Source organism: Pseudoalteromonas sp. ASV78 (genome assembly GCF_047806705.1).
GTDB lineage: Bacteria > Pseudomonadota > Gammaproteobacteria > Enterobacterales > Alteromonadaceae > Pseudoalteromonas > Pseudoalteromonas prydzensis_A.
In genome coordinates, this window is sequence record NZ_JBLOPA010000001.1 from 2,899,805 (window position 1) to 2,925,935 (window position 26,131).

24 protein-coding genes are annotated in these 26,131 nt (G+C 42.0%); 13 read left to right on the top strand and 11 right to left on the bottom strand.

Translation table 11 applies throughout. From position 1 onward, the window contains the following. Positions 1–20: 20 nt before the first annotated feature. The 5 genes from ACMVDV_RS13005 to ACMVDV_RS13025 form a co-directional block, all read right to left on the bottom strand. Entirely contained in the window at positions 21–1,562 is a 1,542-nt protein-coding gene (locus tag ACMVDV_RS13005) for a tripartite tricarboxylate transporter permease (protein WP_416158387.1), read from the bottom strand. Positions 1,563–1,565: 3 nt separating this feature from the next. Continuing rightward, positions 1,566–2,033: a tripartite tricarboxylate transporter TctB family protein gene (locus ACMVDV_RS13010; protein WP_416158388.1), complete on the bottom strand. Its 468-nt coding sequence runs from the start codon at positions 2,031–2,033 to the stop codon at positions 1,566–1,568. 11 nt (positions 2,034–2,044) lie between these two features. Then, entirely contained in the window at positions 2,045–3,028 is a 984-nt protein-coding gene (locus tag ACMVDV_RS13015) for a Bug family tripartite tricarboxylate transporter substrate binding protein (protein WP_416158389.1), read from the bottom strand. A 12-nt stretch (positions 3,029–3,040) separates the two neighbouring features. Continuing rightward, on the bottom strand, positions 3,041–4,282 hold the full coding sequence (locus tag ACMVDV_RS13020) for an OprO/OprP family phosphate-selective porin (RefSeq protein ID WP_416158390.1): 1,242 nt from the start codon (positions 4,280–4,282) through the stop codon (positions 3,041–3,043). 216 nt (positions 4,283–4,498) lie between these two features. Continuing rightward, complete coding sequence (locus tag ACMVDV_RS13025) at positions 4,499–5,239, bottom strand: substrate-binding periplasmic protein (RefSeq protein WP_416158391.1); 741 nt, start codon at positions 5,237–5,239, stop codon at positions 4,499–4,501. 461 nt (positions 5,240–5,700) lie between these two features. Here ACMVDV_RS13025 and ACMVDV_RS13030 point away from each other — a divergent pair, with 461 nt between their 5' ends. The 5 genes from ACMVDV_RS13030 (at position 5,701) to ACMVDV_RS13050 (ending at position 12,913) form a co-directional block, all read left to right on the top strand. Next, positions 5,701–6,978 (top strand): efflux RND transporter periplasmic adaptor subunit, encoded by a 1,278-nt coding sequence (locus ACMVDV_RS13030; RefSeq protein ID WP_416158392.1) that lies wholly within the window; start codon positions 5,701–5,703, stop codon positions 6,976–6,978. After that, a complete protein-coding gene (locus tag ACMVDV_RS13035) occupies positions 6,975–7,730 on the top strand; it encodes an ABC transporter ATP-binding protein (protein ID WP_416158393.1) in 756 nt (251 codons plus the stop codon). The genes ACMVDV_RS13030 and ACMVDV_RS13035 overlap by 4 nt, the downstream gene beginning before the upstream one ends. Position 7,731: 1 nt before the next feature. Beyond that, positions 7,732–10,185: an ABC transporter permease gene (locus ACMVDV_RS13040; protein ID WP_416158394.1), complete on the top strand. Its 2,454-nt coding sequence runs from the start codon at positions 7,732–7,734 to the stop codon at positions 10,183–10,185. Positions 10,186–10,249: 64 nt separating this feature from the next. After that, positions 10,250–11,629 (top strand): sigma-54-dependent transcriptional regulator, encoded by a 1,380-nt coding sequence (locus ACMVDV_RS13045; protein ID WP_416158395.1) that lies wholly within the window; start codon positions 10,250–10,252, stop codon positions 11,627–11,629. Continuing rightward, the gene (locus ACMVDV_RS13050; protein WP_416158396.1) at positions 11,630–12,913 is read left to right on the top strand and encodes a sensor histidine kinase; all 1,284 of its coding nucleotides are present in this window, start codon (positions 11,630–11,632) and stop codon (positions 12,911–12,913) included. Positions 12,914–12,918: 5 nt separating this feature from the next. Here the strand turns inward: ACMVDV_RS13050 and ACMVDV_RS13055 are convergent, their stop codons facing one another. After that, the gene (locus ACMVDV_RS13055) at positions 12,919–13,428 is read right to left on the bottom strand and encodes a DUF2569 domain-containing protein (RefSeq protein ID WP_304181543.1); all 510 of its coding nucleotides are present in this window, start codon (positions 13,426–13,428) and stop codon (positions 12,919–12,921) included. Between the two features lie 819 nt (positions 13,429–14,247). Continuing rightward, complete coding sequence (ylqF, locus tag ACMVDV_RS13060; protein WP_416158397.1) at positions 14,248–15,201, bottom strand: ribosome biogenesis GTPase YlqF; 954 nt, start codon at positions 15,199–15,201, stop codon at positions 14,248–14,250. A 215-nt stretch (positions 15,202–15,416) separates the two neighbouring features. Between ylqF and ACMVDV_RS13065 the strand changes: the two genes are divergently transcribed. Next, on the top strand, positions 15,417–16,880 hold the full coding sequence (locus tag ACMVDV_RS13065; RefSeq protein WP_416158398.1) for an ATPase: 1,464 nt from the start codon (positions 15,417–15,419) through the stop codon (positions 16,878–16,880). Positions 16,881–16,952: 72 nt separating this feature from the next. Here the strand turns inward: ACMVDV_RS13065 and ACMVDV_RS13070 are convergent, their stop codons facing one another. The 3 genes from ACMVDV_RS13070 to ACMVDV_RS13080 all read right to left on the bottom strand — a co-directional run bounded on the left by ACMVDV_RS13070 (position 16,953) and on the right by ACMVDV_RS13080 (position 20,178). Further along, complete coding sequence (locus ACMVDV_RS13070; RefSeq protein ID WP_416158399.1) at positions 16,953–17,147, bottom strand: hypothetical protein; 195 nt, start codon at positions 17,145–17,147, stop codon at positions 16,953–16,955. 170 nt (positions 17,148–17,317) lie between these two features. Further along, positions 17,318–18,697 carry a sigma-54-dependent transcriptional regulator gene (locus ACMVDV_RS13075; RefSeq protein ID WP_416158400.1) on the bottom strand — a complete coding sequence of 460 codons (1,380 nt, stop codon included), beginning with the start codon at positions 18,695–18,697 and terminating at the stop codon, positions 17,318–17,320. After that, on the bottom strand, positions 18,694–20,178 hold the full coding sequence (locus ACMVDV_RS13080; RefSeq protein WP_416158401.1) for an ATP-binding protein: 1,485 nt from the start codon (positions 20,176–20,178) through the stop codon (positions 18,694–18,696). The genes ACMVDV_RS13075 and ACMVDV_RS13080 overlap by 4 nt, the downstream gene beginning before the upstream one ends. Before the next feature lie 170 nt (positions 20,179–20,348). Here ACMVDV_RS13080 and ACMVDV_RS13085 point away from each other — a divergent pair, with 170 nt between their 5' ends. The 7 genes from ACMVDV_RS13085 (at position 20,349) to ACMVDV_RS13115 (ending at position 25,700) form a co-directional block, all read left to right on the top strand. Then, positions 20,349–20,720, top strand: coding sequence for a DUF4168 domain-containing protein (locus ACMVDV_RS13085; protein ID WP_416158402.1), 372 nt, complete (start codon positions 20,349–20,351; stop codon positions 20,718–20,720). Between the two features lie 212 nt (positions 20,721–20,932). Continuing rightward, the gene (locus tag ACMVDV_RS13090) at positions 20,933–21,436 is read left to right on the top strand and encodes a ZrgA family zinc uptake protein (protein ID WP_416158403.1); all 504 of its coding nucleotides are present in this window, start codon (positions 20,933–20,935) and stop codon (positions 21,434–21,436) included. Between the two features lie 81 nt (positions 21,437–21,517). Further along, positions 21,518–21,928: a MerC domain-containing protein gene (locus ACMVDV_RS13095; RefSeq protein WP_416158404.1), complete on the top strand. Its 411-nt coding sequence runs from the start codon at positions 21,518–21,520 to the stop codon at positions 21,926–21,928. Between the two features lie 125 nt (positions 21,929–22,053). Beyond that, a complete protein-coding gene (locus ACMVDV_RS13100; RefSeq protein WP_416158405.1) occupies positions 22,054–23,388 on the top strand; it encodes a dihydroorotase in 1,335 nt (444 codons plus the stop codon). Between the two features lie 11 nt (positions 23,389–23,399). Then, positions 23,400–24,320, top strand: a complete 921-nt coding sequence (gene folE2 / locus ACMVDV_RS13105) for a GTP cyclohydrolase FolE2 (protein ID WP_416158406.1) — start codon at positions 23,400–23,402, stop codon at positions 24,318–24,320. A 218-nt stretch (positions 24,321–24,538) separates the two neighbouring features. Beyond that, positions 24,539–25,075: a YaeQ family protein gene (locus ACMVDV_RS13110; RefSeq protein ID WP_192541779.1), complete on the top strand. Its 537-nt coding sequence runs from the start codon at positions 24,539–24,541 to the stop codon at positions 25,073–25,075. A 28-nt stretch (positions 25,076–25,103) separates the two neighbouring features. Continuing rightward, a complete protein-coding gene (locus ACMVDV_RS13115; protein ID WP_416158407.1) occupies positions 25,104–25,700 on the top strand; it encodes an alpha/beta fold hydrolase in 597 nt (198 codons plus the stop codon). Here the strand turns inward: ACMVDV_RS13115 and ACMVDV_RS13120 are convergent. Beyond that, positions 25,697–25,906: a hypothetical protein gene (locus tag ACMVDV_RS13120; protein ID WP_149982248.1), complete on the bottom strand. Its 210-nt coding sequence runs from the start codon at positions 25,904–25,906 to the stop codon at positions 25,697–25,699. The two genes, ACMVDV_RS13115 and ACMVDV_RS13120, sit on opposite strands and share 4 nt — an antisense overlap. Positions 25,907–26,131: the final 225 nt, after the last annotated feature.

A 26,131-nucleotide genomic window follows, 5' to 3' on the forward strand; every position in this document is an offset into this window, starting at 1 on the left:
TACCTCAGCTTTAAGCTCAATTACGCATGCTCTTGCTTCGCTTTAACTGCGGCTTTATCGGCACGGCGCTGAGTTATAAAGTCTTTTAATGGAAATAACAACACTAATAATGAGATAACAAAAATACTCAATGTTAGTGGGCGTTCCCATAAGAAACTTAATGAACCATCAGAGATCATCATTGAACGGCGGAAGTTACGCTCGATCATATCGCCTAAAATAAAGCCTAGTAGTAAAGGTGCCATTGGGAAAGCCAGCAATCGTAATACCAGCGCCACCACAGCAAAACCAACCATCATAAATAAATCAAAAGTATTAAAAGAGACTAAATACACGCCAATTAAGCTGAAGAACAAAATCATAATGGTTAATACTGATTTTGGCATCGCCAATACTTTTGCAAAATACGGTATCAAGGGTAGGTTTAAAATAAGTAATACGATGTTACCAAAATACATACTAACAATAACAGACCAAAATACACTGGGGTTTTCTTGCATTAACATTGGCCCTGGCTGAATGCCATAGGCAATTAGCGCGCCTAACATAATGGCGGTAGTGCCAGAACCCGGGATACCCAAAGTTAACAATGGTACAAACGAGCCAGTACAGGCAGCGTTATTAGCTGACTCTGGCGCTGCTAAACCACGTAATGATCCTTTACCAAATTTATCTTTTAACGCTTTAGGCGCTAAATTACGCTCTGTAGCATACGCCATGAAGCTGGCAATAGTTGCGCCCGCACCAGGTAATACGCCGATGATAAAACCAAGAATTGATGAACGGCCTACTGTAGGTGCCATCTCTTTTATTTCTGCCTTGGTCAATTTAGTTGAGCCTATTTGTGGGGTGTCTGAATCATTGATGCTCTTGATTTCTTTTTTCTCTGGGCGCACCACGTTGATTAGCGCCTCTGCTAATGCAAAGGTTGCCATTGCCACTAATAAGAAACTAATACCATCAAGTAAATCCGCTTGGCCAAAGGTAAATCGCTCTGTGCCTGATGATGGATCAATACCGACAGTGGCTAGCATTAAGCCGAACACTGTCATCATCATGGCTTTTAAAAACTGGCCTTTATTCGAAAAAGCAGCAATCGCTGTTAAGCCTAAAAACATCAGTACTACATAATCAGGAGATTGAAAACTCAGTGATACTTTTGCCAACAAAGGCGCAGCAACCATCAATAAAATAGCGCCAACTGTTCCGCCGATAAAGGAGGAATAAGCTGCAATCGCCAGAGCTTTACCAGCATGACCTTGCTTAGCCAGCGGGTAGCCATCAAAGGAAGAGGCAACCGTGCCTGCAACCCCTGGGGCATTGATCAATATAGATGATGTTGAACCACCAAAAATCGCACCGTAATAAACACCAGCCATTAAGATCATGCCAGAATCGGCACCGATGCTATAAGTAATGGGGATCATTAAAGCGATTGCTGTAATAGGACCAAGGCCCGGTAGCATGCCGATAAAGGTACCAACAAAACAACCGACAATCACATATAACAAATTGTTCCAGTCGAGTACGGTCGACAAACCCAGCATAATTCCATCAAACATAACTTAACTCCACAGGTTGCCAGGAACCAAATAAATACCGAGTACTTGGGTCATTAAAAACCAAAACACCACAGCAACAGGAATAGAAGCCAACAATAAAATCTTCTTGCGACGCTCTCCCATAACAAAAAAGCCAACTAATAAAAACACACTGGTTGATATTAAAAAGCCAATTGGCTCAAGCGCTGCGCTATAAACCACCATCAATATCAGCAAGCCAAATGTTCTTAGTACATTTGATTTTTCAAGTACATCATCTGCAGCTGTTTTTTCTGTTGGTTTAAGTAACGTAGCCCCAATTGAAAGTAAGCAAACAATAATACCAAATGCTGCATATACCTTAGGTAAAGTAGCAGAGGTCACTGTTTCATACTCTTCAAATGGGAGTAACGGAATCTGCCATGCAACGATGGCGTAGAGGGTAAATAGCGCCAAGAATAAACTTGGCCCTAGTAGTTCGCGATTCAACATAAAAGCCTCGATTAACGTAACGTACGAATAAAGCCGAGTTCTTCCATAACAACTTTAAGCTGTGCTTCTTGCTGCTCAAGTGACTTTATAAATTGATCTTTTTCTTGGAATAAATTTAACCAACCATTACGTGCGCGGACCACTTCCCACTCTGGGGTGGTTTGTAGTTTACGTAGCTTTTCGGTGTATTCTGCAAGTTTGTCGGCTGGTAAATTAGGTGCGGCGAAAAAGCCACGCCAATTTACAAACTCCATGTCATAACCAAGTGACTTCAACGTTGGTATTTGTGGGTAATCTGGGAGTGCCTCTCCAGAGGTCACAGCTAAAATGCGTGCTTGACCACCATTGGCAACTTCTAGCGCTTCACTTAGCCCTGTTGAAAGTAGGTTAACTTCACCAGATAACAAGCCCGCTTTTGCTTTACCGCCTGCATCATAAGGAATATAGCGCAGACGACGACCATCAATACCCGCTGCTTTAACTGCTTGCGCTGCAACTAAGTGATCCATGCTGCCACGTGCCGAGCCACCCGCTACTTTTACAGAGCTTGGATCTGCTTTCATTGCTGCGATCACATCTTGCCAGCTTTTAAACGGTGAATCATTACGCACCACAAATGCACCATAATCGGCTATCATGCTGGCAACAGGGGTTAGATCACGGTAGCTGTAAGGGATTTTACCGGTTAATGCCCGCAACACGATAGGTGTTGAGTTAACCATTAAAATGTCACCTTTCTTGGTACCCGACTCAATTAAATAAGCAATCGCACGACCGCCACCGCCACCCGACATGTTTTGAAATGACGCATTGTCCTCAATACCTGATTTCACTAAGCCCTCGCCAACACCACGCGCTGTGGTGTCCCAGCCGCCACCAGGGCCGCCTGGTACTAAAAAGTGAATGTCAGCCATGGCAAATGGGCTGCTTAGTACTAGCGATGCAGCTAGTACTGTAGTTTTAAAAGATTTAAATGATTTTTTAACTAAGTTCATATCAATTTACTCCTAAAATAAATACTGCATACGCGCACTAAAGCCCATACCTGAATCTTCATCACCCACTAACGCAGTTGCGCCTGGGCCCTCTACATCGCTGTAGATCAGGTTACCCATAAATTTGATTTTGCTGGTTAAATAATAATTGCTACCTAAGGTGTAGGTTGTTACTTCGGTGCCTTGGGTGCTACTTGTTGCATCCATTTGTGATACTCGTGCCACAAGCTCCCACGCATCTTTAATGCCTTTAGGCTGTACAAATAAGGCTGAACCGGCTTTGTATTGACGTTGCTCACCACCTAAAAAGTAGCTCGCTGAAACATGAAAACCATCATAACGCTCGCCATCAAGCGGGTCGGCGCCATTAACAGCATCGAGCGTGCGGCTAGCGTATTCTGCTTCTAGCGTTAATGCATCGGCTTGATACGCAAACTCAAGACCGCTTTGCGACAAGCTATCTAATGCCACGGCATTACCACCCACCGCATAATCAACAAGACGTACGTTGGCTTCACGTATTTCGCCACGCGCAAAACGCGCACCTAGCTCGTTACCGCCCATATCACGGTATGAATGCCAGGCACCTAAGTGGAGCACATCGCCAGGAGCTGTTTTTGACCAAGTAACACGCCCCGTAGCTGCTAGTGTTAGTTGATCATCTTCGTCATGACCAGTCGCACCAAAGGCATCATTTTTATAAACACCAACGGCATAACGCAACCCACTGTCTTTCAAGTATTGAGACGCCGACACCCCCCAACGGAAGAACGGCGAAAAAGTATTGGCTAGCGTACTGCGCTCAATAGTATTGGTATGCTTAGAGCTGGTTAAGCCGTTTAAGGTGATATCCTCACGGATTTTACCCGCTTTAATTTTTAGACCATTCTCGAAGTTATAACGAACTCGCGCCATCACGATTTCTGCTGTGCCTTCAGCAAACTCAAGCAGTAACTTGTGATCCCAGTTACCATGCTCACTTTCAACATAAGTACGGATACGACGCGGAAAGAAATCGCTACCTGCATCGCCATTGTTATCGGCGTTATATGCGCCATTGAAATAGTTGTAGTCAAGCTGAACGCGACCACCAAACTCTAAATTAAAGCCGCTAGACTTCTTCAGCGTAGCGACTTCTTTTTGTAGCTCATCCAGTTGCTGTTGTAATTTTTCAGTATCGGTGGCTGCGAATGTTGAGGTACTTGCTAGCGCTGCTGCAATGGCCAAAGCCAATTGTGTGTTACTTGCTTTCATTATTTTCTCCACACCTGTGTATGATTTTGTTGTCAGTAGATGAGCGACTGCAATCTGCTATCTATCATCGAGCATAGTGTTAACGCTTGATTAACGAAATGTTTAGAAGTTAAGTTTCATTGATGTTTGTTTCGCTCTTTTTAACCATAAAAACCATGGCCAATATGAACAAAATAATGAGTTGATATGCTTAACCAGAACTCTGGTTATTTAGTATTATTCTATTTCCGTGGTGATTTTTTCAGTTTCAGCCAATAACAACAGGTCTAACTGTTGGCGCTGATCTTCTGTTAAAATTGGATTTTTGCGGCTAAAAATAAAAAATACAGGATCTCGTTGCACTAAATAGGGATGCATTAGAATGGTGCTTAATTTTTGTTCACGAATAAAGTATTGACCAGCTAACTCATTTTCAATGCTGATATCACCGTGTTCTCGGCTCAACATCACGAGTCGCTGACTCATAGTTGCAACACTTTGAAAGTTATCTCTAAAGGAAGGCTCAGAACGGAGGTAGTCAATTTCAGGGCCTGCATACTGGCCAGTATCGAATAAAATTAACGGTTCCAACTTTAGTAATTCAATCAGAGTATGCTTTTTTAAAAACTCAGCCTTATTGATAAATAGCCGCTGTACATTATCTCTGTAACTTAACGAGTAAATAGCAGAGCGATTCTGTGCATCCGTGTATTGAATGCCCATCATCATATTGATTCTTCCCATCGCTAAATACCGCTTTGCACGCTCTACATTGGGCATTTCAACAAATTCAAAGCAGACCCCCACGGCTTGTAATACTTTGCGGGCTATATCAACGTCGATTCCCTCATAACGGTTGTCTTGTAGGTAGCTATAAGGGGGAGAATTGTTTATAACCGCTATTTTTACCGTCGTATTACACTGTGCAAATAGCGAGCAACTAAACAGTAAGCAATAGCAAACAACTAGCTTTATCATAGGCTACCTATCAGTCAGAAAATTGAAACCGTAAGTTATTGAACTTTTGTTGTGAATGAAAGGTGTGTAAAACATAACCCGACAAAATTGGAAAAATCACCAGCGCCACTACAACAGGGATAACAAGCTTGGCGCGAACACTTAAATTATTTAATAAGCTATGCATGCATCCCACTTAACTAATTAAAGAAAATTACTCGCAGCCCAGCAACCAAACATACATCTGTCTTTAAAAGGTAGACCGCTAAGATTGTTTTTCCAAATAAAATAATTGCAAGTACTTATCCACAAATAGGTGGCTTTGATATAGCGGTTAAGTTTCCCGCTATTGTTGCACCTTCCCATTAATGGGAAGTTTCATCAACAACAAAAAAATAAATGGCTTTTATTTTATATACTTAACATTGGCACATTACTCGCTTTAGCCTCCTTAACTATTCTAAAAGCCAATGACCAATACCATGGATATAGACAGCACTCTAAAACGTCGTAATAAACCAATATCACCTAAAAAACTCATTATTGGCTTAGTACTCGTTGGCTGTATGCTAATCATCTTCGCTTTACTGCAATGGTTTTCACCGCACACAATGGCGGCTAATCAACTGCAAATTGCCACCGTAACTCAAGCTGATTTTGTAATAAAAATACGTGGTTTTGGCCGTTTAAAAGCAAAGCATCAACGCTACTTAACCAATACTGATAGCGCCATGGTCGAAGCTATTCATGTTTACCCCGGCACCCGCGTTAATAAAGACACGGTTATTTTAACTCTGGTAAATCCACTGCAAGCGCAGCGTTTATCAGTTGCACGGCTCGAATTAGCAAGACAAAAAGCCAGCGCTAACGAACAAATAATCAATCACAAAAGTCAGCTATTAGAGCGCCAAGCAAGCCTGACTATTTTAAAAAGCGAGCTTGAAAGTGCCCAACTGCGTAGTGATGCCGAAAGTAAATTAATTGAGCAAGGCATTGTTTCCAGCCTTGATTACAAACGCAGTTTATTAACCGTTAAACAGCTAGAGCAACGCATTGAAATTGAACAACAACGTTTAGTCCAATTAGCCGATATGCAGCATCAGCGCAGCAAAATCCAGCAAGAGCTGTTAAGCCAATTTGCATTAAACTTTCAAGTGCAACAACAAGCCTTTGATGATTTACAAATCACCGCAGGCATTGACGGCATGCTGCAAGAGCTGAATGTTGAGCTTGGTCAAAACCTGACACCAGGTACACGCCTCGCCATAGTAGGCTCAGATACTGCCCTCAAGGCTGAACTTAGTGTGCAACAAAGCGATGCAGAAAAAATAGCTTTAAATATGCCAGCAAGAGTAAACACGTTTAGCGCGGGTAAGAGTAGCGAAGTAATCGCAACTGTCAGCCGTATTGACCCTATCGTCACTGATGGCCGCGTGATGATAGAGCTTGATTTAACAGGTTCGTTGCCAGCTAATGCACGCCCCGATTTAAGTATTGAAGGCTATGTAATAAGCCACGTTATACCCAATGCACTAACCATTAACTTACCCAGCAAAGCGCAAGCTGATACTGACGCTACGCTTTTTAAACTCAACCCGACTACCCATTTAGCACACCCCACGCAAATTGAATTTGGTACACTCAGTGATAACAAAATTCAACTGCTGAGCGGCGCTAAGGTGGGTGAACAGCTGATCATTTCAGATCTCTCTAAATGGCAGCATTTGGCAACTATAAAAATAGCACAGGAAAGTTTATGAACACCAATACACTTATCTCATTAAACAATATCGCCAAGGTTTATCGCAGCCAGAATGTTGAAACCTACGCCTTAAAAAATATCGACCTGAGCATCAACCAAGGCGATTATATTTGCATTAGTGGCCCATCAGGTTGTGGTAAATCAACGCTGTTATCTTTACTTGGCTTGCTCGACAGCCCTACCGAGGGCCAGTATTTTATTAAAAACGTCGATACCAAAACCCTCGATATGGACCAACAGGCAGAGCTGCGTAACTTACATATTGGCTTTATTTTTCAGTCATTTAATTTAATTGATGAACTCTCAGTGTTTGATAATGTAGCGCTGCCGCTAACCTATCGGGAGCCAGCTATGAGCCAAGCTGATATGCAAAACGCAGTAAAGCATGCTCTTGATGAGGTTGAAATGGGCCACCGTGCTCAACATAAACCGAATCAGCTCTCTGGTGGTCAGCAACAACGTATTGCTATTGCCCGCGCCCTTGCCGGTAAGCCAAGCATTTTACTGGTCGATGAGCCAACCGGTAACCTTGACTCTAAAAACGGCGATGCAGTGATGGACTTACTCGATGCACTGAATCAAAAAGGCACCACTATTTGCATGGTAACCCATGATTTACGTTACGCAGGACGCGCAAAAACCCAGCTTAAACTACTCGATGGCGAAATTATCTCGTATTCGCAGGCGCGCCAAGATACACACGTTGAGAATACCAGCGCTGTACCCGCTGATACTGCCGAGGTGATTTAACATGAGCCGTTTAACTAAAACACGCAGTCAATTGCGTTTGGCCTGGGCATCATTAATGAACGCACCGGGGTTTGTGACCGCCGTTGTTGCCACCTTGGCGCTCACTCTCGCGACGTTATTTGTAGTACTAAGCTTGGTAAATAGTTACTTTTTAAAACCCCTTGATGTATTTGACGAAACCCGCATGGTGGTGGTTGAGCAAAGCCTAACCTATGATGATTACGATGCGGTTGGCTTTCAAAGTTACCAGTCAATTGTGCACTGGCTTAAAAACAACCAAAGCTTTGACCGCGCCTTTATGATGAATGCTGATGAAATGGTATTTAAAAGTATTGCCGGCGAACCAAAAGAGGATGCACTGTATGTGGGCGCTGAGTACTTTGAACTATTACATACCCCCTTTATTTTAGGACAAGGCTTTAAAAAAGCTGACACCTTAGAGCACAGTGACGACAGCATAGTAATTTCAGAAAAATTCTGGCGTCAGCATTTTAACAGCGATCCTGATGTGATCGGCAAAACCTTACAAACGGCGGGCGGTGTTGATGGCTCAAGTTATACCATACGCGGTGTAGTTTCAGGCGATTTTAGCCCTCCTTATATGATCAAAGCAGGATCTGTAGAAGTATGGCTGCCAACAAGCGCCGACAGACGATTTTTCCATAATGATGACTGGCAAAGCCCGTGGACCAACACCTTTAGAAACCTAAAACTGATTGCAGTGTTAAAACCAGGCGTCACTAACGAACACGTAAAAACCGACTTAAAAAGCCAAATTGATAGCATTAAATCTGAGTGGCTTAATAACGGCGGTATAACTGATGTAAACCCCGTTGTTACATCGTATCGTGAAGTTGAACTTGGCAATAATGATCAACTTAGTTTAATGATGCTCGCAGGCGCGGTGGGGCTATTGGTCATCGCTGTACTAAACGTCAGCACCTTGTTTTTTTCACGCGCGTTAGCACAGCATAAAACCTTAGCGCTGCAAGCCGTACTCGGCGCAAAACGTAAAACCTTATTTAACAGCATTTTACTGCAATCGCTTATTTTAATGACTATATCGGTCAGCATTGCGCTGTTTTTATCTATCTGGGGCATTAGGTTGTTTAAAGTGCTGGCTGAAGGTCGCCTACCATTAGTGAATAGTCTAGCCGTCGATCTTAATCTGGTGCTCATTGCTGTGCTTATGTGTATTGCTTTAGCGTACATATTCTCAGTGATCACTGCACGTTTAGTTAACTACAAAACCTTAAATAGCCAAATGCAAAACAGTGGCAAAGGCGGCGTGTCGCAAGTATCTGGTCGTACTGTGCGTATACTAATTGGCACACAAATGTTTGTGGCAGCCTTATTAGTTAGCTTTTCAATAATGATTGTTAGCAAAGCGCTCGACACCATTAATCGCCCACTGGGTAGCGATACACAAAACCTGTACTTTGCACAGTTATTTCAAACCAATAACAATGCAACACTGGCTGAGCGCTACGAGCAAATTAAGCAGTATCAAAAAGTATTACAAAATAGCGAAGGCATTAAAGATGTTGCTCTTGGGCAAAGCCCAGTATCCGCAAGGCAAAATGCCAATACTCTGACCGATGTTGCAGGTAAAAGCTCAATCTTCTTTCCAAGCCAGTGGGTCGGGCCTGATTACTTTGATTTAGTGGGCACAAAAATACTCGCTGGGCGTACTTTTAGTGAGCAAGCTATGCGCGGTGAAACTAACGAGTTATTGGTATCTATCAGTGTCGCTAAATGGCTATTACCCGACCAGGAGTACACAAATGTTATCGGTAAAAGCTACAAAGGCCTTGAAGATAAAATGTTTGAAATTGTCGGGGTTACCGAAGATTTTAACCACCCTAAATACTACGACGAATCATTTGGTCGGCACATGTGGTGGCCCGCACAACCTTGGAGCTATATGTTTGTTATTGAAACAGAGCAAGGTGTTGAGCTTACCAGCAAGCAAGTTTTAAGTTTATTAAGAAAAGCCAATAGCCACTTAACGTTATGGCAGTTTAGAGACTTGCAACAAGAATATGACGACTTACTTTATATGAGCCATCTAACCGTTGCACTGTGTAGTACCTTGGCATTATTTACTTTATTATTAGCAGCAATAGGCATATTTGGCGTACTGAGCTATAACCTAGGCCTGCGCCGTTATGAGTTTGGTATCCGCATGGCGCTCGGCGCTAAAAAGATACGCTTATTTAAATTAATGAGTAAGGAGGCCGTTATTCCTGTGCTGGTTGGCTTTGCCCTTGCAATAATAACCGTGTTAGCGGGTTATTTTATACTTCAAGAACAGCTAATCTCATGGCTAATCATGGATGTCCGGCTGCAATTAATGGCATGGACAATTACCTTAATGATTGCCATGTTCGCGTGTTTTAGGCCATTATTACTGTTAATTAAAGCAAAACCTATGGCCGCGCTTCGTAACGACTAAGCGAGTATTGTTTACCAACCAAGCAAAAGAGTAATGCTTTTGCTTGGTAAAAAAGAAGAACAAAATGGACACAATTTTAGTTATCGACGACCAAGCCGATGTTCGCATGGCCGCCATCGTGGCGTTAAATCAAATTGGCTATCAATGCATTGAAGCACAAGGCCCAGAGCAAGCGCTGGAAATAATCAGCAGCACAGCGATAAGTCTTATTTTGCTTGATATGAACTTTAAACTCGACACCACATCCGGTGCTGAAGGACTGCGATTTTTACAACAACTGCAGACCCTGAGCGCTAATATCCCGGTAGTAGTGATGACCGCATGGGCAAGCGTTGATGTTGCTGTAAAAGCCATGCAGTTGGGTGCGGTCGATTTTGTTGAAAAGCCATGGAACAACCTGCGCCTAACGGCAGTAGTACAACAGCAGCTGAAACAACAAAAAACCAACCACGACAATGCGTGTTTAAAAGCATTGCATAGCACCAGTGATGCTAATTACATTGCCCTGTCAGCCACTATGCAACAGTTATTAGCCCGAGCTAAACGCGCAGCCCAAACCAATGCCAGCATTTTAATTACTGGCGAAAATGGCACCGGCAAGAGCCTCTTAGCACATTACATACATCAACATTCAAACCGCAGTGAGCAACGCTTCGTTAGCGTAAACATTGGTGCTATTGCCCCTTCATTATTTGAAAGTGAATTATTTGGTCATAAAAAAGGCGCATTTACTGATGCCAAAGAAGACCGCTTAGGCCGCTTTGAAATAGCCAATGGCGGTACCTTATTTTTAGATGAAATAGCCACTTTGCCGCTGGAGTTGCAAAGTAAAATGCTCCGCGTACTCGAAAGCCAAGAATTTGAAGTGCTCGGCTCCAGTCAAACCCAAATTGCCGACGTGCGTATTATTGCTGCCACCAATGCAGAGCTTGCCAAAGCCATTGAGGCGGGTGAATTTCGCCGCGATTTATTGTTCAGGCTTAACACCATTGAATTACACATTCCGCCCCTGCGCGAACGCCCGGAAGATATCGTTGAGTTGGCTAATCACTTGTTGGCGACACACAGTAAAAAATATCAGCGCAGCGGCATGACACTGACTGACGAAGCCACGCTGGCGCTTACCCAGTACCATTGGCCTGGTAATGTAAGAGAGCTTAGCCATTGTGTTGAGCGAGCCGTGATCATGAGCGATAACGACAATATTGACGCCAGTGATTTAATTCTTGAACAACCCAGTAGTGAAGTCAGCAACAGCGCAACAGATAAGCAATCGCTGCCGCTATTACCGTTGGAAGAGCTTGAAAAACAAATGATCCAAAAAGCACTGGCTGAATTTAATGGCAATGTTATTGCTGCTGGGGAATTTTTAGGATTAAGTAAATCAGCTATTTACAGGCGCATTGATAAGCATCAGCTTGATTTAAAAGAAGCAAACAGTTAAATGCCAACCAACCAGTCACTTGAACAACACCTTAAACGCTACCTTTATTTGGTGGTTTTCATCCTGCTGACGTTATCTATTTTGCTTGCGATCAGCTGGGATTTAGATTGGTTTGCCAGCATCAGTTTATTATTGCCGTTGCTCACTCTAACGGTATTTGCGGTGGTAAAAAGTTATCGACTAATTACCGATGTACTCGATCGGTTTGGCTTACAACTTGATGCCCTTGCGAATAACGAAAGCAACAGCTGGCACTTAGCAAAATACCAAGGCGGGCGTATTACCAGCTTAAAAGCCGACTTTAATAAACTCAGTAACAAAATTGCTAAAAATAAACGTCATTACATGCAGACCGAAGAGTTTGTATTTGAGTTTGTTGGCATGCTTGATTTACCCATTGTTATTTTAGACCCGCACGGATCAGTCTATTTCACTAATCAAGCATTCTTAAATAGTTTAACCACTCCTGACGTTGCTGGTTTAACAGCAAATAATCTCGGCCTCATATACAAGCAAGGCATCTGGCAACAAAGTGATGATTCATGCTTTGAGCAGCGTTTTCATATTTCATCACAAACATTTTGGCGTGCTGGGCGAAGCTACGAATTACTGACCTTATTTTCGATTGAGCAACAACTACGTAGCAACGAGCAACAAGTATGGCAGCGATTAATACGCGTACTTAATCATGAAGTCAGAAACTCCCTCACACCTATTTCCTCAATGAGCCAATCATTGCTACTGATGAAGCAACAAGGGCAGATCAGTAACGCACCTGATTTAGCCAGCGACATGCTACAAGTGATTGAAAAGCGCGCCCAACACTTGCTCGATTTTGTAGCCAGTTACAGCGCCTTTTCACAGCTGTCTGCGGCCAATAAGCAAGCCGTAACCACGGAACAAATCAATCTGAGATTGCATGCCTTATTTCCACAATTAATTATTCAAGCAACTGAACTTCAGCATTTCAATGTAGATTTAGGCCAGTTAGAACAAGCACTGATCAACCTAATTAAAAATGCCTTTGAAGCCGGGGGTAACAGCGCACCAACTCTTAGCTGGCAACAACATAAAGATAAAGTTGTTATTAAGCTGCTCGATAGCGGCACTGGTATTAGCAACCCTGATAACCTATTTGTGCCCTTTTATTCAACAAAAGCGCAAGGCGCGGGGATCGGTTTAGTGATCAGCCGCGAACTCATTCGTAATCAAGGTGGTCAGTTACAGTTATTAGCCAATCCAGAAGGCCAAGGTACACAAGTCAGCATCGCTTTGCCTATATAGGTAAGTTAACGCACAAAAGTGGCTTTTACACGCTCTGAGATCAACATATACGGTACCCAAATAGCGACCGTAATAACCCCGCGGATAATTTCTAATCTGGTTTCGCCATCAAAAATAGGTGCATCAGGGATTATCATTCTTATTGCAAAGGCATCTGCAACAATAAAAACTAAACTAAATACCGCGATGCCAATATACCATTTCGGAAATTGTGCTTTTTTCTTAAAAAACAACACAATTAAATATAATGATGCAAGAGTGATCAGAGTATTAAATAGCATTTCGCTCAATAGTAGCGGCTCCCAGTAGGGGTGATAATAATCCCCAAACTGCGAGGTCAGTGATTGCCACGTACCCGTTGTAAATAAATCAGGGTAAGTACTTAGCATAAATGCAATTAATCGAAATGGCGCTACGACTACACCGATAGCAACTAAAATAAGCCAGCCTTTAATACCAACCAAGTCATTAGCTAGTCCGCTTTCAAGCGCTGGTGTTGTTTTTGTTTCTTCCATGATGTTTCCTTAATTTTTTATCAACATCGCAGATTTATAGATTATTTACCAACGTTTATTTTCTACCGATGAGTATTATCAGTTCAATTTTTAATAAACAATTAGATTAAATCATAAATGATTGTTTTGTTTGGAGTATAAACCAAAAATAAATTAAATGAGAATTATTTGCAAATGAACATTGACAGATTAGATAATCTAACTGATAATCAATATCAACAAGACGATAAAGCACCACGACTTGTACGGAATAAACTGTTTTGTTTCTCGACCCTGAAACACGTGTGGCGCACGTAAACAGCTAAGGTTACCTGTTATTAACCGCAACGCCCCTTGATGTTGATAACGGGTAACCGCCCTACATTTTACTTGCTACATTGCTCATATCGGTGACGGTAGATATGACACTAAAAAGCCCTTACGGGCTTTTTTTATACCTGAAATTCCTATGTATAAAATATTTTTAGTATCTAAGCATTTAAAAATTAAAGAGAAGTAATAAACAACAAACTTTAATGAGAATTATTTTCAAATAGGCGTTGACACATCTTAAGATCTAACTGATAATCAATATCAACAAGGCGATAAAGCTCTACGACTTGTACGGAATAAACTGACTTTGTTTCTCGACCCTGAAACACGTGTAGCCCACGTTAAAGCTATGGTTACCTGTTATTAATCGCAACGCCCCTTGATGTTGATAACGGGTAACCGCCCTACTATTTTACTTGCTACATTGCTCATATCGGTGACGGTAGATATGAAACTAAAAAAGCCCTTACGGGCTTTTTTTATGTCTGTTATTTACTTCAGTAAATATTAACGACGGTTTTTACGTGCTCGCGCTCGACGTTGTTTTTTCTCTTCTTCTTTGGCTGCTTTTTTAGCCTCAGCCGCAGCACGAAGCCCTGCAACCATCACTTCTTCTTCTTCACGCATGGCTGGAGTTTCCATAGTGATACGACCAATTATGCCATCACGTAATTCGTTAATTAAAATTTCTGACATTTTATAAGTATCAATTTGGTTACCACCACGAATACAACCACGCTTTTTACCCGCCATTTCAACAAATTCCCAATCACTTTCTGGTAATTCAGCAATTTTATAGCGTGCTTTTAACAGCTCAGGATAAGCATGTAATAAATATTCTGCGGTATAACTGGCGACATCTTCATACTCAAGTGCGGTATCACGTATCGCACCTGTAGCACCTAAACGGTAGCCCGAGTTTTCGTTTTCAACTTTTGGCCACAACATACCCGGCGTGTCGTACAGCATAATGCCATCTTCAAGCTTAATGCGTTGCTGCGCTTTAGTCACCGCTGGCTCATTACCGGTTTTAGCCACTATGCGCCCCGCTAACGTATTAATTAACGTCGACTTGCCCACGTTGGGAATACCCATAATCATGGCTTTAATTTGCTTATCAGCACCCACTTTATGCGGCACCAACTTTTTACACAACTCATTAATACGGTGAACTTCCGCCGCTTTATCATTACCAAATGCAATCGCCTTCACACCACTTTCTTGCTCAAAGTAGTTCATCCACTCTTGGGTCATATTCGGATCGGCTAAATCCGCTTTATTTAAAATTTTAATCACCGGTTTGCCTTCACGCAGCGAAGCCACCATCGGGTTTTCACTACTATAAGGAATGCGCGCATCAAGCACCTCAATGATCACATCCATTTGCGGCATTATTTCTTTAATTTCGTTACGGGCTTTATTCATATGCCCAGGGAACCACTGTATTCCTGATCTACTCATTTGATTTATATGACCTTTAATTAAAGACCGCAGCCTATGGGTACCAATGTGGGTACTAAAAGTAAAGCTATGCTTTGTACTTTTCGTAATAATAAGTAAGTTTACTACAGAAGAGAGGCTTAATGCTTCTAAAAATAAAAAGAGTGAAAAAGCTAACGTAATCTGTGTATTATAAGTTGTGTAATTACTTTTAAGCATAATAGAAGGAACTTAATATGACGCTTATAGCCTCTATAAAAGATCACCCTAGCTACAAAAAATACTCCGTAAATTGGACTGATGATGTATCTCCTGCCTTCTTTAAGTTGTTGGAACTTTATAACAAGAAGAGTTTAGACATATATTTTCGCGATCATACATCTAATAAATGGGAAGTCTGTGTAGGCAGAAGAGCACATGATGCTGGTCGCGCTATTGGAATTTATATTGCTTTTAGATTCACCAGTAGCGGTATTGAATATAAGTTTAATTACAACATTAGTTCTTTAGTTCTAACGTCCGTTAGGGGTAAGCTTACGGAAAAGACAATTTCTGAGCTTAACGAACTAGAACTTTTAAGTAATTTTGTAACTGAATACAATACCTCCCGATTACCGCATATCCCTACTGATTACACTAATACAGAAACGCCGCACCTTGATAGCTTTTTCAGTGCAATGATTTCTTCATGCCAAATTGATCGTAATGATTGGTACATAGGTTATCAAAAAATTGTTAGCACTGTATTAAGCGCTAAAAACGAAACCGATATAAGCGATCAGCTATTATGGGATCTTTGGTATAGTCGAGACAATTATATCTCAAGCTTAAAGCAGGGAGCATTATCTAAAGAGGAATTTGAATTATCTAAAAGTACTTTAAAAAATATTACTAAAAAAATAATTAATAGCCAATCTTTAGTCACTTACCAAGAATGTGTAGAAGACTTACAAAAGCTGAAAGACGATGGCAAAGTAAAATACTTACATAAAGCACTACTCAATCGTGTTTTTGCGGTCGCTGCTCCTCAACATTTTTCCACTACTGTTACCAAAGATGCATTTGAATATATATGCTCATATTTCACCCAAAAGTGGGGGTTTAAATATAAATATTCAAACTGGTTCAGCGCTAATATTAAGCTAAAAGAATTCATACGCAATAATTTAAACCATGAATATGATGAGTTACTTATCAACATAGTACTCTGGGTAATTTACGAAGAAAAACATTTAAATGATCTAGCATCGAAAGAAGAAGATTTAACACTAAAAACAGCTATGAGAAAGCAAGTTGAATCTATTGAGATTCAATATCGAGAAGCTGAATTAGAGGGACAATTTATTCAGTGGTTACATAACTCAGAATATAGTCACAATACGATCGCAAATCAAAACGAAGACTTAGCCCGCGCCCATATTCGTGATGTGGTTTTAAAAAATACAGAAACGAACGCAAACATTGTTGCTGAGCTAAAATTTAAATCAAATGCCAAAGAGGATATTGAAGCCGCGATAGGACAGTTACTTCGATATGCTTTATATCCAAACACGGAAGATTGTAGTGAAATATGGGTTGTTGGTGGTAATTATCCACTCACTGACGACTTAACATGGTTCAATGAAATTAAAAAACACGTAAGCTTAAAATTGAAGTATTTCTACAAAGATCCGCAAAGTAATCAGTTCTTCGAAGAATAACCTAAGTAAGTTAATCTGATATTCAAAAATAAGACATAAAAGGGAAGCATCAAGTTTCCCTCTAGATTAGTTTTAAACTGTTTGTGCTTTTAGATTTAACCAGTCTTCTTGTTTTAGCTTGTTCAAAGCAGCAAGGATATGGGCCGGCTTCATTTGCGACTTTCTTGCATTCCAGCTATGTACTGTACTAATAAGTACATCGTCAGTAATGTTATTACCTTCTAGCTCATTCGTTGCAACCCAATGCACCGTTGAAAGTAGCTCCATACCGTTTTGCGACTCAAAGCCTTCTATTAGTCTGGCTACTTTATCAAATCGTTGTTTTGTTTCTGGGCACGCTTGTAAATAATTCAGTGCGTCGATAGCCGCATCATCTTTAAGCTCTATTGGCGTATCAGGTTTATTTATGCCATCTGCATCACCGGTAATATTGCACTTTATTCGTCGCTATCGCTGTCATGCTCTCCTTGCTCTAGCCAGCGGTATAAGGTGCGCCGTGTGATGCCTAGTAGCTGGGCGGCTTGTTGTTTGTTACCTTCGGTGTGCTGGAGCACTTGCTGTACGTAGTTTTGTTGTAACTGCTGTAAGGTTGGCCAACGGGTGGTGACTTTTTGATTGCTTTGGCTTACTTCTGGTTGGTAGTTATGAATGCGCGTTGGAAAGTCTTCTGGTGCAATATTGCTGCCACTGGCAAAGGTGTAAGCACGCTCTATTGCGTTTTGTAGTTCGCGTACGTTACCAGGGAACGGGTAGCGGTATAAACAATCAAGTGCGTCTTGGCTCAGGCCATGTACATCACGGGGTTGTTTTTGTTGCAGTTGCTGTAAATAAAATATTGCTAGTGATTCAAGATCATCGCCTCTGTCGCGCAGTGGCGGGACGGCTAAACTAAAGGTTTCTAAGCGATAGAATAAGTCTTCACGGAACGTCCCTGCGGCAACCCCCTGCTCTAAATTTTGATGGGTTGCGGCGACAATACGCACATTAATTTTAACTTCTTGATCGCTCCCAACAGGGCGGATCGTGCCTTCTTGCAATACCCGTAACAATTTGGCTTGTAACAGTAATGGCATTTCTGCAATTTCATCAAGCAATAAGGTGCCGCCATCGGCTTCTTTAAATAAACCCGAGCGCTGTTGGCGCGCGCCGGTAAATGCACCGGCGGCATGACCAAAAAACTCACTTTCCATTAGTTCAGCGGGGATCCCCGCACAGTTAATGGCAATAAATGGTTGTTCACTACGCGAGCTTTGTTGATGTATTGCCCGTGCAACCAACTCTTTGCCGGTGCCACTTTCTCCTAAAATAAGCACTGCCCCTTGTGCCGACGCAACTTGAGTTATTTGTTGGTACAAACGACGCATAGCACGACTTTTGCCAACTAAACCTGCGGGGCCATCTTGCTGTTGTTGCCTCAGTTGCTGCACTTCATTACGCAGCGCTTTATGAGCTAATAAACGCTGTACCGACAAAGCCAAATGATCTAAGTCAAGCGGCTTGGTCAAAAAGTCATCTGCGCCTTGCTTTAGCGCATTTACCGCTTGGCGCACAGTACCAAAAGCGGTAATGAGTAATAGAGCTGGCGGCTCAGGTTGCTGTTTTAAGCGTTGTAATAATTGCATGCCATCAATGCCTGGCAGCCTGATATCGCTGATCACTAAGTCAAAGCGCTGCTCGCTAATACAGCCGAGTAAATCTTCTGCACAGCCACAGGCGGTGACTTGATAGCCTTGGCTGGCTAACTCTTCTTGTAATAGCTCCAGTAAATCCGGGTCGTCTTCAACTATGGCTAATCGGTAAGGCGATAAACTGCTCATTGGTATATATCCTGCTTGGTTAGCGGTAAGGTTAAGGTCACTTCGCAGCCACCTTCGGGGTTGTTTTTTAAGCTCACAGTACCCCGGTGTTCCTGCATAATTTGCTGCACGATGGCAAGTCCTAACCCCGTTCCTTGACCTTGTGGCTTGGTTGACACAAAAGGGGTCATCATTTGCTCTGTGGTGAGATTACTGGTTAACCCTTTGCCATCATCTTGAACCTTAATAAGCAGCTGATCGTGTTGTTGTTGCGACTCAATCACCACCTGACTGGCAGCTGCTTGCGTAGCGTTTCTTAATACATTAACAAGCGCCAACTCTAGCCGTGCAATATCGACATATAACAGTATATCGGGGCAAGGAAGTTTGATTTCGGGTTGTTTTTCATCGTCTTGTAACTCATAACTAATGCTCTGCACGGCTTGCTGCAATAGCGGTAATAAAGCAATCCGCTGCCAGCTAGTCACTGGTGTATGAGCAAACGCTTGCAGCTGTTTTACCATGCGATTAAGGCGTAATACTTGACCACGAATTGCCTGTAGTTGGCGTTGGCTGTCGGCATCGGGATGTTGGCGTAATAACCGCTGCGCACGGCCATCGATAACGCTTAACGGTGCGCCCAATTCATGGGCAACGCCGCTAACGACTTGACCAATAGCGGCCATGGTTTCTTGCTCTTTAAGCTGCTGTTCTATTTTTCGCTGTTGTGCCTGTTGCGCCAGTAGTTGCTGCTCGGCGGCATTGATTTCATCTAACATATGATTCAATCCCTTAGCGACTTCTCGCAGCTCAAGCGGGCCCTGCAAACGCGCGCGATAACGCCGTTCGCCACTGGCAACCCGGCGCATACTACTGACTAATTCGTTGATCGGTTGACCAATCACTCGTTTATGACCGCGCCACATAATCAATAAACTCAATATTGCTAGTGCAAACCAGCTTAACCACGCTTTATTTGATAACTTAGCTAATGACTGTTCAAAGTCACTGGCCTTACGGCTAATTTGCAATAAGCCATGAATTTGACCACTGCGATTAACAATAGGCAGAAAATGCGAAAACAATGATTGCCCCGACACCGATCGATAACCGTCTTGTTGTTGACCGGTGCTAACCACCTCAGATGCCAACTGGCTATTAGTGAGATCGGGCTCAATCACGCCAGTTGCCGCGACTAAAGCACCATCAACGTCATAAATTGAGGCACCATAAACCCGCCCAATCGTGAATACCGACTCTAAGTGCGCATTTATGGCGTTAGTATCTTGTTTTAATAACGCGTCGCTAATGGGTATACGTATGGCACGGCCGATTAACTCTAGATCTGTACGCATACTGGTGGTGACTAACTCGTTGGTATAAACCAAACCAAAACGTATTGCCAGCCCTGTTAGTAATAACATTGGCAAGACTACATAAAACAATAAACTGCGCTGTAAGCTCGCTAGGTGCCAATAGCGAAAACTGGATAATTTTGTCACAAGCCCTCCTCCGGTGTATCATTAGTATACACACCACTGCTTATGCAATAAAGCTAAACAACCGAGAAATAAATTAAACTCAATATAAATCAATACGTTATTTTTATTTTAAATGTTGGCATGCTCTTCGCTATAAGTAAATCGAACTCAAAATAATTGGAGTAACATTTATGAAAAAAAATACTATCGCACTATGTATCGCCGCACTGTCTCTATCTGCCACTGCGGGTATGGTTAATGCCAATACGGGGGTAGCAGTACCACCACAACAACAGACATCAAGTATCAAAGATGCAAAGTTATTACAGTTCAGTATTGCTATGGATTCAATCGATAAAATAAGTGCGCGGTATGAATCAGAGTTTCAAAGTGCTGAAGATACGGAACAAGCACAAACGATTCAGCAAAGAGCACAGGCTGAAATGGTTAAGGCTGTAGAAAAAGCAGGATTAACGGTTGCTGAGTATAGTGAAATTGCTCAACAAGCCCAACAAGATCCACAATTGCGCGAACGTATTATGACCATGTCACGCGCTGAATAATTAACTTTATAGCGCAGCTGCGCGTGTTAGTGTTATATGCACTAACGCGCGCTACGATTACCCCACTCTTATCACGCGTAATTTAATAACCTCACACTTTTTTACCTTCAATTAATCCCCCCAAGTAGTCAATAAAACTCACAGATATTTATTTTACACCAATATAGATATGTTATATTATAACAATAAATATTCTATAGAACGATGACTAAATGAAAAATACCTTGCTTTTTGTCATGCTATTAACACTAACGTTAAGCTTTACAACAGCAGCATACGGCCATGTACATGGTCAAGGTGAGCTTTTTGTTTCCCAGCATAAGCAAACATGGTTACTGCAATTTGTTTTGCCCAGTGCCGATCTACTTGGTTTTGAACATACTCCTAAAAGTGACTCTGAACACCAAGCCATACAACAATTAGCTGCGCGATTTGCAGATCATACCCAGATCATTGCATTCAATGAAGCATGCCAGCTTGATAGTATTAAACACTCTTTGCAGACACCAAGTCAGTACACTGAGCAAGCTAATGCTCACCATGATATCGAATTAGAATATTACTTTACCTGCCCAAACACTGTTGATCAGGTCTCTGTGTTGTTATTTAAATGGGCCACTTCGTTGACCCATATCAAAGCTCAGTGGCTCAATCAGCAAGGTCAAGGTATGCAAAAATTAATAGCGGCGCAACCAACAATAACATGGTCGTTTTAAATAATATGGCGTCATAGCTTAGCTAAAAACGCCAACAGTGTCGCTCATTAGGCGGCAACTCACACTCAACATGAGGTACTCATGACTAAGTTACAATTATTTACCGACAAAATGGCTATAAGCCTGTCGTTCCTGTGTATTGCTCATTGCCTATTATTACCCATGATACTCATTTTATTACCATCAATTGCGGGATTATTAGCATTCGACGATGAGTTATTTCATCGCTGGCTGATTTATGCCGTGCTGCCAATCAGTGTGATTGCATTGCTAATGGGTTACTTACACCATCGCCAAAAAAATGTTTTTATTACTGGTTCTGTTGGCCTAGTGGTGCTGATCAGTGTGCAATTTCTTACTGCATCGCAACTAGATAAATACGGCGAAGTTATACTCACGCTACTGGGCTCATGCATTATCGCTTATGGTCACCTTCGTAATTATCAACTGCGTTGTAAGAAGCCCCACTGTACACCCACACAACAACCATAAGCTTATCGCTCACTCAGGAAGCTATGCTCACAATGTCGTTAGCTCAACCAACACCAGCACTAACAACATGGACGAGCAATAAGCGACTCACACTAACTTTCGACTTTAATTGCTAAGGAGTCACGATGCGTAGCCAATTAATCAAAAACGCATTATTGGTTAACGAAGGCCGCACAGTGGCCGCCGATGTGCGAATTAAAGGCGATCGCATCGACAGCATTGCTAGCAGCTTATCTGCAACTGCGCTTGATCAGGTGATCGATGCTACAGGTTGTTATTTAATGCCAGGTATGATCGACGACCAAGTTCATTTTAGAGAGCCTGGGCTCAGCCATAAAGGCACTATTGCCAGTGAGTCACGCGCCGCTGTTGCGGGTGGTATTACTAGCTATATGGAAATGCCCAACGTCAATCCCGCAACAACCTCGCTGCAAGCACTCGAAGATAAATACGCACGCGCTAAAGCTCACTCGGCTGCTAACTACGCTTTTTATCTTGGTGCAACAGAAGACAATTTAGACACCATAAAGGCCCTTGACCGAAAAAAAATATGCGGGGTTAAAGTGTTTATGGGCGCCTCAACCGGTGATTTATTAGTTGAGAATCCAGCCGCATTAGACGCCATTTTCAGAGAAAGCCCGGTGCTTATTGCCACACATTGTGAGCATGGCCAGGTTATTCAACAAAACTTACGCAAGTTATATCGCCAAGGTATCACACCCACAATACAGCACCATCCACAGATCCGTGATGAAAAAGTTTGTTATGCGTCATCGTCTTATGCTGTAGCATTAGCAAAAAAGTACCACACGCAACTGCATGTATTGCATATTACAACAGCACGCGAGTTGAGTTTATTTACTGCTGGGCCAATTACCAATAAACACATTACAGCCGAAGCCTGCGTTCATCACTTATGGTTTAGCGATAACGATTACGCTCGTTTAGGAAACTTGATTAAATGTAACCCTGCGATCAAAAGCAACTACGATCGCCAAGCCTTGTTAAACGCACTAAACAGCGATCATCTTGATATTATCGCAACCGATCATGCGCCCCATACTTGGCACGAAAAACAACAACCCTACAATCAAGCCCCTGCAGGTTTACCATTAGTTGAGCATGCCTTACTTATGCTAATGCAACAGGTTCACAATGGCACATTCAGTATTGAAAAAGTCGTTGAAAAAACCGCCCATAATCCCGCACTGCGTTATCGCATTGTCGAACGAGGTTTTATTCGTGAAGGCTATTATGCCGATTTAGTGCTGCTCAACCCAAACGCAACAACCTCAGTAGCAAACCAGCATTCACGCTACCTTTGTGGCTGGACTCCGGTTGCGGATCAGCAGTTTTCGGCGCGCATTGTCAGTACTTGGGTAAATGGTCAGCAAGTGTTTAACGGTTACCATATTTTAGAAGCCACTCGGGCAGCCATGCCTTTATTATTTAATCGATAGTTGGACAACTTATGAACTATTGCAACACCACCTTAGCCGATATTACTGCAACAGACCATGTAGCCTCTGCGCTCCCTTTACGCTGGGTAGGAATGCAGGCCATTGCAACTCCATTGCATATTTTAACCGAGCCACCCCAGCAACTTAGTGCCAAAACAGATGTGTTTGTCAGCTTAGATCAAGGCAGCGCGAAAGGCATTCATATGTCGAGGCTGTACCTTAAAGTTAATCATGCACTGAGTTCACAGCCATTGAGCACCGCCATGTTAACCTCACTATTAAAAGAGTTGGTTGCATCGCAACAAGGCTTAAGTCAAAGTGCAAAAATCAATTTAGCTTTTGAGTTGATGCTAAAAAAGCCGGCGCTACTCAGTAACGAATTTGGCTATCAATCGTACCCTATACAACTTAATTGCCAATATATTGAACAACAACTTAGCACACAACTTAGCTTAACAATTCCGTATTCAAGTACTTGCCCTTGCTCTGCGGCATTATCGCGACAAGCACTGAGTGACGCAGTGGAGTTACAATTTAGTGAGCCGCAAATTAATAAAACCCAACTCACTGCTTGGCTCAAATCAGCACAAGGCAGTATCGCCACAGCCCATAGCCAGCGTTCCTTTGTTGATCTTAAACTCACCTTTTTGAACCAACAATTGCCTGATATAGCGGCATTGATTAGACACTTTGAAAACGTTATTGGCACCCCAGTACAAACCGCCGTAAAACGACAAGATGAGCAAGCCTTTGCGAAACTAAACGCCAGCAACCTAATGTTTTGTGAAGATGCCGCACGACGTATAAAACAAGCATTAACAGCAATGAGCGAGTTATCGGATTACTGGTTCAAAATAGAACATCAAGAAAGCTTGCATGCACACAATGCGGTGGTGATCGACTATAAAGACAATCACAACAGCGCATATTAATCGTAGGCTTTTGCTAGTCGCTACAACAATACTGCTTTGTGATACAGCAAACGGTTAAACGCGTGTTCTAGATTATTACTTTAAGTGCTCATAAAATTTAATAAGGCGGCTACTATTAAGCCTGAACGGAGGGACTTTTTAATCATCATAACGACTAAATTCACGAGCTCCACAACGAATTACGTTATACTGGCGTAAATTTTTTCAAATAAACTGTTATGGCTCTTAAATCAACGATTATTAAAGCGCAGTTATCGCTAAGCGATATGGACCGCCACGTATACCAAGACTTTAATTTAACCTTGGCACAACACCCATCAGAAACCGAGCAACGCTTGATGATCCGCTTGCTTGCTTATGCACTTAATGCCTGTGATGGTTTAGAGTTCACCAAAGGTTTGTCCGCTGATGATGAGCCAGAGTTGTGGCATAAAAACTACAGCGATGAGATCGAGCTGTGGGTTGAGCTTGGTTTACCAGATGAAAAACGTGTTAAAAAAGCCTGTAATAAATCTAAACAAGTGGTGCTATACACTTATGGTGAAAACAACCAAGCAATTTGGTGGCAAAAACATCAACCTAAGTTGCATGAGTTTAAAAACCTAAGCATTTTTAGTTTAGATTTTGCTGCAACTCAAGCGCTGGCAGCACTGGTTGATCGCAATATATCGCTGACTATTACCATTCAAGATGGTGATGTATGGGTGAGCTCTGATTCAGTTAACATTGAAATAAAACCAGTACAATTAATGTAATTGTAGGTTCAATAAATTAAGAGGGTGTATGACTGTTAAACGCGTTGTAGTGTTACATGGATTGTATATGTCTGGCTTTGTAATGCGCCCTTTATGCTCGCAGCTTGAAAAGTCTGGGTTGGATATTCTCAACCTTTCTTATAATACATTGTCGCCCGATCGCGCCGCTATTTTTAAACAGATTGATGATTTTATTGATGATAAAAACACCGCTCTTGTGTGTCATTCAATGGGCGGACTGGTGGCGCGCGCATACCTTGCGGCAAATTCAGAGCAAAGCCAAAACGTAACAAAAGTTATTACTTTAGGCACGCCGCATAAAGGCAGCCACATAGCCCGCAGAATGCAACAAAAGGGCTTTGATGTGTTTTTAAAAAACAGTGTGGAATTTCTCCTGACCGAAAATGGCGATTGGCCATTTAATGCCAAACTTTATAGTATTGCTGGCGATTTACCGATTGGACTGATGCCGTTAATTGCCAAAGGTAGTCAATCAGATGGCACGGTATTAATTGATGAAACCAAACTCAATGGCATGGCAGAGCATAAAGTGTTTCATTTAAGTCACACTAGTATGATCTACTCACGCCAAGTGATGAATTATATTGTTGAGTTGTTGATTTAATCTTCTGCACTAGCAGCCACTTTATAAGCAACAAATGCGATGATTGCTAAGATCAGTGGTGTTGGTGCTGCGATATAACCAAAGGTATCAAAGTTAGCAAAGCTTGCTCCTGCTAAATGACCAACTAAGCCAACTACAAATGCAATCAACGCTATACCAATTACAACTAATTCCATTTTACTTTCTTTTTGTGTTTTAGCCTGCATGAGTGTTCTCCATCTAATTTATCTATGTTGATTATGCGCTGACTAAAAACGTTAATGTTGACCTAAATCAAATAACCACTCGCCATGTAATCGCTTGCTATAAAAGCTTGTTTTAGATCATCTTATGGTATTTTTATTGCACGATTTGCGGATATTTTGATTTTGAGAGTGGTTTTTTAAAGATTAGAACCCATATCTATTGTACAAACAAATTAATTACTCAGC